At 45.6% G+C, this 434-nt stretch carries 1 protein-coding gene; it reads right to left on the bottom strand.

The features are described 5' to 3' along the window. On the bottom strand, window positions 1–353 hold a 353-nt coding region (locus A3766_RS09640; RefSeq protein ID WP_369808620.1), incomplete at its 3' end, for a DEAD/DEAH box helicase. Window positions 354–434: the final 81 nt, after the last annotated feature.

Raw genomic sequence — 434 nt, 5'->3', positions numbered from 1 at the left:
AATCGTCGGGTGAGAATACCTTCAGTAACGACTTCGAGAACGGTGTTTTGCGACACATTTCGATCATTCTTGATCTGATAACCTATGCGTTCACCGACTTTCTCCCCAAGCTGTTTCGCGAGGTAGTAAGCAATGGCCTTAACGGCTACACGGCGAGGCTCCAGTAAAAGAATCTTTTTCCCTTGAAGTGCCAAGTCCTTGAGTAAGGCCAAAGGTAAAGCGGTTGATTTTCCCGCACCGGGTTCGGCTTGAAGTACTAATGCCTTATGTTCGCTCAGTTGAGCAATCACTTGAGGAAAAAACTGGGAAATGGGTAACAAAGACAGGGCTCCAGAATGACAGGCTTGCGTCATTTTATAAGATCCTGAGCGCAATAAAAGCCTTTAATTAAGTGAAACAGCAGCTTGTCTGGTTTTGTCAAAACGGGGTTTAGC

Source organism: Oleiphilus sp. HI0132 (genome assembly GCF_001635845.1).
Note: the sequence above shows the minus strand (reverse complement) of the source record. Positions and strands in the feature narration are given on the sequence as shown.